Below are 10,978 nucleotides of genomic sequence, written 5' to 3'. Positions count from 1 at the left end.
CGGCCTCTCGTACCAGCGGCAGCCCGACGTAACCGAGCCCGATGACCACCAGATCCATGTCCATGGCTACCTTCGCGAGTATCACGACGCCGCGGGCGGCACCGTGCTTCAGGATGTCCTTGCGGTGCCGGCCCCCGGGGACGCGGGCCCTTCGCTCAGGCCTCGTTCACTGTCGTCAGCGGTAGGCATCCCGGTAACGGGCGGCGACGGATCGCCACGTGCGCTCCGCCCTGACCCATTCCTGGGCCGCCTGTCCGATTTTCCGGCACCTGTCCGGACTGTAAATCAGCTCGGCCAGGGAATTCGCCCATGCTTCCGCATCTTCGGGAAGTGTTAACGTCCCGGTCACGCCCGGTTCGACGATTTCGCGCAGAGCATTGACATCACTTGCTATTACTGGGATTCCTCCTGCCATCGCTTCGATCGGCTTGAGGGGCGTGACCAATTGGCAGACCCGGTCCGACCGCCGGGGCACCGCGAACACATCGAGGACCGCGTGGTACTGACGAACCGACCGCATCGGCACCCGTCCGGTGAACACGACCTGAGCGTCGTGCCCGCCGGCGCGGGCCGGACCGGCCCCGGTTCCGGAGCGGCGGTCGTCGACCGGCAGGCCGTGATCGGCGGCGCGCCGCATCAGCGCGCCCAGCTCGGGCCCGTCCCCGACGAGCAGCAGCGTCACCGGGGTGCCCGCCGCGCGCAGCAGCGCGGCGGCGTCGATCAGCGTGTCGATGCCCTCGTAGCCGTAGAACGACGAGGTCAGCCCGACCACCGGCACGCCCTCGCGCAGGCCCAGCTCGGCGCGCGTCCGGGCCGCGTCCGGCAGCGGTTCGAGGAACCCCTCGTCCACCCCGTTCGGCACCGTGAAGATCTTGGACGGGTCGATGCCGCGCCCCGCGATCTCGGCCCGCATCGCCTCGCCCAGCGTGACCACCGCGTCCGCCTCGGCCATCCGGCGGGTCTCCAGCTCCCGGGTCAGCCGGTAGAAGTCGTCGCTCTCGCTGTGCGCGGGGTCGCGGGACAGCCAGGAGTCCTCCAGGAAGCCGCGGACCTCGTACACCACCGGCAGCCCGTGCCGCCGGCCCAGCTCCAGCGCGACCGCCGCGTTCAGGTGGTTGCTCACCGCGTGCAGCACCCGCGGCCGCACCGTCTCGACCAGGCGCCCGGCCAGGTCGGCGCTCTTGGCGATGTCGCGGCGCGGGTCGCGGGCGGGCAGCCAGGGCAGCAGCCGGTGGTACGGGACGCCGTCGACCTCCACCCGCGCCCGCGTGTCACCGAGCCCCTGGCTCAGCGGGTACCCGAGCCTGGTCACCACCTCGGGGGCGTAGCCCAGATCCCGCAGCGCCAGTGCGATCCGGTGCGTCCGCACCGTGTAGCCCGCGTTGGTGAGCGGCATCGCGTTGGTGACGAACTGCAGGAGGGCCTGCCCGTCCCGCTCGGCCCGTGGGCCGCTCACGGGCGTCCGGCCGGTTTGGGCCAGGAGGGCTTGGAGGTCGGCGGACTCGCGGCGCGGGTCGCGAGGGCGGGGGATCATCAGGCGGGAGCCGCGCAGCTTCGCGCCGGGGCGACCCGGGAGGACGCGGGCCAGCAGCCGCACGGCCAGCCGGGGCGCCCGGCCCGGGTCGTCGCGGAGCTGCCGCCAGGTCAGTCCCAGCAGGTAGACGAGTCTCTTGAGCACGGCGGGCGAGCGTAGGCAACCCCGATGAACAGAAGGGAAATTGTGTTGGCGTCCATCGTGCACGTTCTGGGAGCACGTCCGAACTTCGTCAAGGCCGCACCGGTCATCGAGGCGCTGCGCGCCGGAGGGGCCGACCAGGCGGTCGTCCACACCGGCCAGCACTACGACGAGCGGATGTCGGAGATCTTCTTCCAGGAGCTGGGGCTGCCCGAGCCCGACGTCAATCTCGGCGTGGGGTCGGGCGGTCATGCCGCGCAGACGGCCGCGCTCATGATCGGGCTTGAGCAGGAGTTCACGACCCGTTCACCCGCGCTCGTCATCGTGTACGGCGACGTGAACTCGACGATCGCCGCCGCACTGGTCGCGGCCAAGCTGCACATCCCGGTCGCGCATGTGGAGGCCGGGCTGCGCAGCTTCGACATGACCATGCCCGAGGAGGTCAACCGGCGGCTGACCGACCAGCTGTCGGACCTGTGCCTGGTCACCAGCCCGGAGGCGATCGGGCACCTGGCCGCCGAGGGCATCGCGGTGGAGCGCGCGCACTTCGTCGGGAACCCGATGATCGACACGCTGCTGAAGAACCTGGACGCCTTCGACACCGCCAAGGTGCGGGCCGCGCACGGGCTGCCGGAGCGGTACGTGCTCGCCACGCTGCACCGTCCCGCGAACGTGGACCACCCGGAGACGGCCGCGACGCTGGTCAAGGCGCTGCACGGGGTGGCGGATCTGGCGGAGGTGGTGATCCCGGTGCATCCGCGCGGGCGGGCCAACCTGCTGGCCGCCGGGCTGGACGAGCACGCGGGTGTGCACGTGCTGGAGCCGCTGGGCTACATCGACTTCGTCGCCGCGGTGCGGGGCGCGGCGGCGGTGGTGACCGACTCGGGCGGGCTGCAGGAGGAGACCACCATCCTGGGGGTGCCGTGCCTGACCGTGCGGCCCAACACCGAGCGGCCGATCACCATCACCCACGGCACCAACCGGCTGGTCACCTTCGGCGACCTGGTCCCCGAGACCCGCAAGGCACTGGACGCCGGCCAGGCGGCCACGACGCGGAAGCCGCCGCTGTGGGACGGCCACGCGGGCCCGCGCATCGCAGAAGTAGTCATGGAGTTCCTAGGTGACTGAATCGTCCAAGAGCCACAGCGCCGCGTCCGCGGCCCCATCAACCGCCGCATCCGCAGCGAAGGCCAACCGGCAGGCGGCCAAGTTGCGGGCCGCGCTGCGCGAGCGCGAGGGCCGCGTCCAGGAGCTGGAACGGCGCCTGATCGCGCTGGAGACCTCCACGACCGTGCAGTTCGGCAGGCTGGTCGCGGGCGCGGCCCGCAACCCGCGACGGCGCGGCACGAAGCTCCCGCGCGAGCTGTACCGGCTGTGGAAGAAGCGCAACATCCCGTCGGTCGCGCCGACCGTGCGGGAGAGCGACCGGCTCCAGCTCGACCACGTCGACCGGCCCGAGGACCGGCTGCTGGTCGCCCAGCCGTACGACGGGCTGATCATCGCCGGGGTGCTGGGCCGCGACGCCGCCGCCGAGCTCGCCGGGCAGGCCAAGGTGATCTCGCTCTTCCCGCACGACGCCAAGATCGCGCTCGACACCGCCGACGCCGACGTGCTCGTCGTCGACGCGGCGGCGGGGGAGCCCGGCGGGCCGTGGGCCTACCTGGGCACCCCCGGCATGTACGACCGCGACCGCGTCCTGGAGGAGGTGCGCGGGCTGGCGCGCGAGCGCGGGCTGCCGCTCGTCCTGTGGGGCGAGGCGCCGCCGCCGACGCTGGCCGTCCTCGACTGGGACGCGCACGCCACCGGGTTCGCCCAGCTCGCCGAGGCGGCGGCACCCGACCCGGCCCCCGCACCCTGAGCCCTCCGAGCACCTGAACAGGCAGTACCCGTGAAAGGACCTTCCGTGCGACCACGCGCCCTCGTCTACGGCGACGTCGACCTCAATCTGATCGACGGCTCGGCGATCTGGGCCCAGGGGATGGTGCAGGCCGCCGCCCGCGCCGGCTGCGCGGTGACCCTGGTGCTCAAGGCCCCCGTGCGGACCGGCCGGCTGGTCGATCCGCTGCGGGCGCTGCCGGACGTCACCGTGCTCAGCCCGCACGCCGAGGGCCTGGTCGAGGGCGAGGCCGCGATGCAGCCGAAGCAGGCCGCCGCCGTGCTGGCCCGGATCGACGAGGCCGAGCCGTTCGACCTGATCGTGGTGCGCGGCCGGCGGCTGGCCGGGAAGCTGTCGGCCGGGCCGCTGGCCGGGCGCATGTGGACGTACCTGACCGACGTCCCGCAGTCGGCCGGGGAGTTCAGCGGCTCGGCCAAGGGCGAGCTGCGCCGGATCGCCGACGCGTCGCGGGTGCTGCTGTGCCAGACCGAGGAGCTGCGCGGCTTCATGGAGAGCGCGGTGCCGGCGACCGCGGGCAAGAGCGTGCTGTTCCCGCCCGTCGTCGTGCTGCCGGACGGCATGACCGGGCGGGAGGGCGGCGCCCCCGAGGGCCGCGCGCTGAAGCTGGTCTACACGGGCAAGTTCGCGCCGCGCTGGAACACCTACGAGATGGCCTCGCTGCCGCGGCTGCTGGCGGTGCGCGGCGTGGACGCCGAGCTGCACATGGTCGGCGACAAGATCCACGACGATCCGAAGGACCCCGGCTACTCGGCGCGGATGCGGTCGGCGCTGGAGTCCGGGGAGGGCGTGATCTGGCACGGCGGGCATCCGCGGGCGGAGGCGATGCGGCTCACCGCGGCCTGCGACGTGGGCCTGTCCTGGCGGCACCCGGAGATGGACGCCAGCCTGGAGCTGTCCACCAAGGTGCTGGAGTGCGGCACGCTGGGCGTCCCGGTGGTGCTCAACCGCACCCCGATGCACGAGCGGCTGTTCGGCGCGGACTACCCGCTCTTCGCCGCCGGCGAGTCCGACGTCGTGGACGCCCTGACGCTCATCGGGAAGAACCCCGACGTGTTCACCCTCGCGGTCGAGCGCTGCCGGGCCGCCGCGGCGGAGTTCACCCTCGACGCCGCCGCCGCACGGCTGCGCGTCTACCTGCGGCAGACGTTCCCCGAGTCGTCCGAGCAGGTCCTGGCCGCCGCCCGGACCGCGGCCGCGATCGGCGCGTCGGCGTCCGCGCACCATCCCGGCGCACCGGCCGACACGCTCGTGCACGAGGTGCCCGCGGCCGCGGCGCCGGAGCGCGTCCCCGAACCCGCCGTGCGCAAGCTGCGCGTCGGGGTCGCGGGCCACGACCTGAAGTTCTTCACGCGGCTGCTGGACTACCTGAAGTCCCGTCCCGACATGGAGGTGCGCGTCGACCACTGGGCCGCGCTCAAGGTGCACGACCCTGAGCGGAGCCAGGAGCTGGTCGAGTGGGCCGACGTGGTGGTCTGCGAGTGGTGCGGGCCCAACGCGCTCTGGTACGCCGCGCACAAGCGCCCCGGGCAGCGGCTCGTGGTGCGCCTGCACCGCTTCGAGCTGTACGCCGCCTGGCCGCGCAACCTCGATATCGACGCCGTCGACCAGGTCATCTGCGTCAGCCCGCACTACGCCGACCTCACCCGCGAGGTCACCGGCTGGCCGGCCGACAAGGTCGTCGTCGTGCCGAACTGGGTGGACGACCTCCAGCTCGACCGGCCCAAGCTGGCCGGCGCCGAGCACCATCTCGGGATGATCGGCATCGCGCCGTCCCGCAAGCGGCTCGACCTGGCGCTGGACGCGCTGGAGGAGCTGCGCCGCGAGGACCCGCGCTTCACGCTCTTCGTGAAGTCGAAGCTGCCGTGGGAGTACTGGTGGATCTGGGACCGCCCGGAGGAGCGCGCCCACTACGAGGAGGTCTTCCGGCGGATCCGCCGCTCGCCGCTGCTGGCGGGCGGGGTGGTCTTCGACTCCTACGGGCGGGACGTGTCGTCCTGGCTGCGCCGCATCGGCTTCGTGCTGTCGACCAGCGACGACGAGAGCTTCCACCTCGCCCCGGCCGAGGGCATGGCGTCGGGGGCCGTGCCGGTGCTGCTGGGCTGGCCGGGGGCGGACACCATCTACGACACCCGGTGGATCCACCAGGACGCGTCCGCGATGGCCGCGTCGATCGCCGCGACCGTGCGGGAGGGGCGCTGGGAGGCTGAACGGGCGCTCGCCCGGGAGCAGGTCCGCGGGCAGTACGCCCTGGACGAGGTCTGCCGCCAGTGGACCGACCTGCTGGCCGGAGCGCTCGTCCCCGCCCGGTAGCCATTGCGGCAACGGCGATAGCCACCGTGGATCAGGTGCGCGCGGCGGTCCCGGGAACGCGGATGATCTCGATAGGCTCTGCGCTGTGAAACCCCGGCCGCTCCCTGCGTTGTACCGATCCATCGGACGTCCGGCGGGGCGGTACGCGGCCGCCCACCTGCTCTTCGCGGCGGTCCTGGCCGGGGCCGTCGCGGTACGGATCATGGCCGCCCGGGGCTACCCGTCGCTGCTGTGGGGCGGCGACTCCTACGGCTACCTCGACGCGGCCAACAAGTTCCGCCCGCACATCGGGCGGCCGAGCGGCTACTCGGTCTTCCTCGCCGCGCTCGGGCCGTTCGAGGACTTCCGGGCCGTGGTGTTCGCCCAGGCGGCACTGGGCGTGGCCGCCGGGGCCATGGTGTACGCGCTGGTCTGGCGGGCGGCGCGGCGCGCCTGGCCGCGCTGGATCTGGCTGCCCGGCCTGCTCGCCGCCCCCGCCTCGGTCCCGATGCTGTACGACGGCAACCTGATCCAGGCCGAGCACATGATGCTGGCCGACAGCCTGTTCACGTTCCTGCTGGTCGCGGCCGTGACCGTGGTGCTGTGGGGGGAGCGGACGCCCTGGTGGGCGGGCGCGGTCGCCGGGCTGCTGACCTCGTTCGCGGCGCTGACCCGGCTGGCCGGGCTGCCGCTGCTGGGGCTGATCGTGCTGGCCATGCTGCTGCGCCGGCCCGGGTGGCGGCGCGCCGTCGCCTCGGTGGCGGCGGCGGTGGTGATGTTCGCGGTGCCCTTCGGGGCGTACATGAACTGGTTCTCCGGCCACTGGGGCGGCTTCGCGCTCACCAAGGCCGACAAGGTCTGGCTCTACGGGCGCACGGTCGACTTCGCCGACTGCGCCAAGCTGAACCCGCCGCCCGAGCTGATCGTCATGTGCCCCAAGCCGGCGTCGGACCCGCGGATCGCGCCCGCCTTCCGCGCGCTGTGGACGCAGGACTCGCCGTTCACCTACATCCCCGGCGGGATCTACGGCGACGAGGGCAACCAGAAGGCCGGGGAGTTCGCCGACCTCGCGATCAAGAAGCAGTTCGGCGACTACGTGGGCGTGATCGTCCGGGACACGCTGCGGGCGTTCGAGTCCGGCCGGGAGCCGTATCCGACGCCGTGGACCGAGGAGAACACCCGCTTCCCGGCCGGGGAGGCGTGGTCGGACGATCAGCAGCTGCTGGCGGAGAAGTACGGCGCGCACGGCCGCGGCACGGTCGTCGAGCCGCACGCCGCCTGGATCCGCGGCTACCACGATCGCTGGTTCACGCCCGGCCCGGCGCTGGCCGGGCTGCTGGTGGTCGGGCTGGCGGGCGTGCTGATCCGGCTGCGGCCGCGGTCCGGCTTCGGCGGCGCGGTGCTGCTGCCGTGGTCGATGGCGGCGGCCCTGGTGGTGATCCCGGCGGCCACCGCCGACTTCGACTACCGCTACCTGCCGCCCGCGGTGCCGTTCGCCTGCCTGGCCGCCGTGCTGGCGCTGATCCCGGGGGCGGCTCGGACGCGTCCCGCCGCGGCCGCGCCGGCGGTGCCGGCGGACGAGCCCGCCGACGATGAGCCGGACGAGTCGGACGAGTCCGACGAGTCGGGGAAAAAAGTTAGTCTCTGAAAAAAGCGTCCTCGCGTGAACTTTCACCTGCCATCGGACGTCTCTGTTGCATCACCCGAACGGTCGCCTAGCGTGTCGGATGATGCCTAGAGCGTTAAAACGCTCCGATACATCCGCAACCAGGGTATGGATGTCGGGGGAGACCAGGTAGGTACGTAACGGCGGGGATTGGAGCTTATGGGGACGCCGAAGGTCAGTGTCATCGTGCCCGTTCACGATTGCCGCACGACGATGGAGCGCACGTTCCGGTCGGTCTTCGAGCAGACGATGCCGGCCGGCCAGATCGAGATCATCGCGGTCGACGACGGCTCAGCCGACGGCAGCGGCGAGGAGCTGGACAGGCTCGCCGCCGGGCGGTCCGGGTTCACGGTCGTCCACCAGCCGCCCTCCGGCGGGCCCGGACGCCCGCGCAACGTCGGGATCGAGCGGGCGACGGGCGAGTACGTGTTCTTCCTGGACGCCGACGATTACCTCGGCCCGGAGGCCCTGGAGCGCTGCTGCGCGATGGCCGACCGGAACGCGAGCGACGTCGTCGTGCCCAAGTACGTGGGCGTCGGCCGCAAGGTCAACCCGTACCTCTTCAGGAAGACGGTGGAGAGCACCACCATCTACGACGAGGTGCCCAACCTCTACGGCAGCATCACGGCCCTCAAGCTCTACCGGCGCAGCCTGCTGGAGCAGCACCGGATCCGCTTCCCCGAGAAGGTGCTGTCCGGCGAGGACCAGGCCTTCGCCGTCCGCGCCTACTTCGAGGCCAAGGTCGTCTCGGTCCTGGCCGACTACGACTGCTACTACTGGGTCGACCGGCAGGACGGCAGCAGCGCCCTCCAGAAGGGCGGGGCGCCCGCCGCGGACTACTTCCCGGAGATCGAGCGGCTGATGGCGTTCGTGGCCGACCGGACCGAGCCGGGTCCGGTCCGGGAACGGCTGATGCGCCGCCACTTCTCGGTCGAGGTGTTCTCCCGCTTCGACCCGCGCTACCAGGCGTTCTCGCCGGAGGAACGGCGCGCGACCCGGGACGGCGCGCGGCGCCTGCTGGAACTCTGGGGCACCCCGGAGATCATGGCGCAGCTCACCCCGTACATGCGGGTGCTCGGCCACGCCCTGCGCGCCGGCCTGGACGACCTGGTGGACGAGGTGGCGCTGGCGCAGGCCGAGGACCGGGCCCCGGTCGTGGTGGAGGACGACGCCGCGTTCGTCGCCTATCCCGGGTTCCGGGACGAGGCGCTCGGCATCCCCGACGAGGTCTTCGAGGCGCGCGGGCGGCTGCCCGTCCAGCGCGCCCTCACCGGGATGGAGTGGCGGGACGGGCGCCTGCTCGTGCGCGCCCGCGCCATCGTGGCGAAGGCCGGGGAAGGCGGCCGGAAGCAGGAACTGGTCCTGCGGCGGCGGGACGGCGGCGAGCAGCACCGCGTCCCGTTCCGTCCCGAGCGGCCCGGGGACGTCCCCGCGGACGAGTTCGTCGCCGAGATCGACTTCACGGACGCGCCCCCGGTCCCCGGCCGCTGGGACGCCCAGGTCGTGATCGCCGTCGAGGACGTGACCCAGGAGGGCCGGCTGGTCGCGGCGGAGGGCGTCGAGCCCCCGGAGCCGCGGATCGCCGCCGTCCGCGACGGCAGGCCGCTGGTCAAGCCGTACCTCACCAAGGGCGTCGGCGCGCTCGCGCTGCACGTGGGCGGGCGCAAGACCGAAACGGCGCCGGCCACGCCCGCCGAGGTGACGTCCGGGACGTCCGGGACGCTGCGGATCGGGTCGACGCTGGCCGCCGCGCTACCGTCCGGCGACGGCGCCCCGACGAAGGTGCGGGTGCTGCTCCGGCATCGCGGCAGCGGCGAGGTGCGGGCGACCGCGGCCACGGTCGAGCCCGTCCCCGGCGGCCTGGACGTCTCCGCCGAGGTGGACCTGCGCGGTGCCCGCTGGGGCACCTGGGACGCCTCCTACGAGGTCACCGTGGGGGCGGCGAGCGGCGAGTTCCGCGTCCCCTTCGCGGCCGGGGACGGCGAAGCCCCCGGCGCCCTGCGGGGGCCCCGGCCGTTCAGCGGCTCGGGCGGAGACCTGTCGGTGAAGGTGGGCAACTCGGTGATCTCGCGGCTGCGCCGCGTCCTCCCCGGCCGCTCCCAGTAACGCGCTGTGTTTATTGCAACCCCGGCCCAGGGCACTCGCCTGGCGGCTCGTACCCTGACCGTGCTTGGGCGAGCGCGGCATCGCTTCGCGATCTGGCCGGTGAGGCTCGCCTCCGGCATCGCCTCACCGGCCAGGTAGCGCGCTCGCGAGGTTCCTGAGGGAACTTCGAAGCAGGCCCTGGTTTCCAGGGCCTGCTTCGGGGACGGGATGGTCTGCCGACCGGTCCGGTCAGCCGGCGCTGCCGACGGCGGCTTCCTGCTGCTCGTACTCGGCGGGCAGCTGCTCGCGGTAGCCGGCGATCCGCTTCTCCAGCTTGGCCAGGCTGCGGCTGTAGTCCCGGCTGGACAGCCAGAACTTGTAGATGATCACCAGTTCGAAGGCCAGCATGCCGGCGCCCGACAGCACGGTCACCGGGATGATCGCGCCCGACACCACCGCCGCGGCCAGCGGGGCCACGATGAACACGCCCATCTGGAACTCGATCCCGCTGATCAGGTGCGGGCGGATCCGGCCGCGCTTCAGTGCGTTGCGGATCCGGGCGTACCACGGGAAGCGCTGGTTGAACTCGGCCTGCAGCGCCGCGTTCGGGTGGTCGCCGACGACCTGGTCCTCCATGTCGGCCTCGGGGTCGGGCCGCAGCGCGCCCTCGGCCGAGCGCAGCTCCTCGCCGACCGCGCCGTTGTCGGGACCGTTCCCGGCGCGGCGGACCGCCACTTCCAGCTCGCTCGCCTGCTCCCGCATGGCCAGCAGCTTGTTGCGCATCTGGGAGCGGACCTTGTAGATCTCCAGGGCGTCCATGTACCGGAGCATGTCCAGGAACACCACGGCCACCGCGGTCCACACGTAGGCGACGTTGCCGGTGGCGGCGTACTGCCCGCCCATCAGCGCGATCGCGCAGGCCAGCACCCGGACCCGGTCGAAGATGTAGTCCAGCCAGGCGCCGAAGATCGACCCGGTGCCCTTCAGCCGGGCGATCTTGCCGTCCATGCAGTCGAGCGTGAACGACAGGTGGTACAGCAGCGCGCCCAGCAGCAGGTAGGGCCAGGACGCCACGGCGAAGCAGGCGCCCGCGCCCAGGCCCAGGATCAGGGCCCCGACGGTCAGCTGGTTGGGCGTGACGTTCGTGCGGTTGGCCGTGAAGCGCACCAGCCGGGCGGCGAGCGGATCAACCAGTATGACCGTCCACCATGCGTCACGCGCCTTGTACGTCCGTTGCCGAACGTCCTCGAGCGTGAAGTTCGCCATGGAGAGGTGTCCTTTCATTGCGAAGAGGCTCCCCGGACGCGGATTCGCGCGAACCTCGAAATTCGGTTTGACGGCCGGCACGCGCCCGCCTCGGCGTGCC

At 72.5% G+C, this 10,978-nt stretch carries 7 protein-coding genes; 5 read left to right on the top strand and 2 right to left on the bottom strand.

Annotation, left to right across the window (positions count from 1 at the left end):
* Positions 1–175: 175 nt before the first annotated feature.
* A complete protein-coding gene (locus tag ABD340_RS20450; protein ID WP_344590683.1) occupies positions 176–1,678 on the bottom strand; it encodes a glycosyltransferase family 4 protein in 1,503 nt (500 codons plus the stop codon).
* Between the two features lie 24 nt (positions 1,679–1,702).
* Here ABD340_RS20450 and wecB point away from each other — a divergent pair, with 24 nt between their 5' ends.
* The 5 genes from wecB (at position 1,703) to ABD340_RS20425 (ending at position 9,633) form a co-directional block, all read left to right on the top strand.
* Positions 1,703–2,803, top strand: coding sequence for a non-hydrolyzing UDP-N-acetylglucosamine 2-epimerase (wecB, locus tag ABD340_RS20445; protein WP_425547400.1), 1,101 nt, complete (start codon positions 1,703–1,705; stop codon positions 2,801–2,803).
* Positions 2,796–3,533 (top strand): hypothetical protein, encoded by a 738-nt coding sequence (locus ABD340_RS20440; RefSeq protein ID WP_344590682.1) that lies wholly within the window; start codon positions 2,796–2,798, stop codon positions 3,531–3,533. The genes wecB and ABD340_RS20440 overlap by 8 nt, the downstream gene beginning before the upstream one ends.
* Before the next feature lie 120 nt (positions 3,534–3,653).
* Positions 3,654–5,882 carry a glycosyltransferase gene (locus ABD340_RS20435; RefSeq protein ID WP_344590756.1) on the top strand — a complete coding sequence of 743 codons (2,229 nt, stop codon included), beginning with the start codon at positions 3,654–3,656 and terminating at the stop codon, positions 5,880–5,882.
* A 109-nt stretch (positions 5,883–5,991) separates the two neighbouring features.
* On the top strand, positions 5,992–7,509 hold the full coding sequence (locus tag ABD340_RS20430) for an ArnT family glycosyltransferase (protein WP_344590681.1): 1,518 nt from the start codon (positions 5,992–5,994) through the stop codon (positions 7,507–7,509).
* Between the two features lie 204 nt (positions 7,510–7,713).
* Positions 7,714–9,633 (top strand): glycosyltransferase family 2 protein, encoded by a 1,920-nt coding sequence (locus tag ABD340_RS20425; protein ID WP_425547399.1) that lies wholly within the window; start codon positions 7,714–7,716, stop codon positions 9,631–9,633.
* Between the two features lie 228 nt (positions 9,634–9,861).
* Here ABD340_RS20425 and ABD340_RS20420 read toward each other — a convergent pair whose 3' ends face one another.
* Entirely contained in the window at positions 9,862–10,878 is a 1,017-nt protein-coding gene (locus ABD340_RS20420; protein ID WP_344590678.1) for a CDP-alcohol phosphatidyltransferase family protein, read from the bottom strand.
* Between the last annotated feature and the right edge of the window lie 100 nt (positions 10,879–10,978).

The organism is Actinomadura vinacea, from assembly GCF_039532545.1.
GTDB lineage: Bacteria > Actinomycetota > Actinomycetes > Streptosporangiales > Streptosporangiaceae > Spirillospora > Spirillospora vinacea.
Note: the sequence above shows the minus strand (reverse complement) of the source record. Positions and strands in the feature narration are given on the sequence as shown.

What these genes read in the sequence shown, in the direction of transcription:
- wecB (WP_425547400.1), top strand. Translation starts at nt 1,703, where the DNA reads ATGAACAGAAGGGAAATTGTGTTGGCGTCCATCGTGCACGTTCTGGGA.
- ABD340_RS20435 (WP_344590756.1), top strand. Translation starts at nt 3,654, where the DNA reads ATGGTGCAGGCCGCCGCCCGCGCCGGCTGCGCGGTGACCCTGGTGCTC.
- ABD340_RS20420 (WP_344590678.1), bottom strand. Translation starts at nt 10,878, where the DNA reads ATGGCGAACTTCACGCTCGAGGACGTTCGGCAACGGACGTACAAGGCG.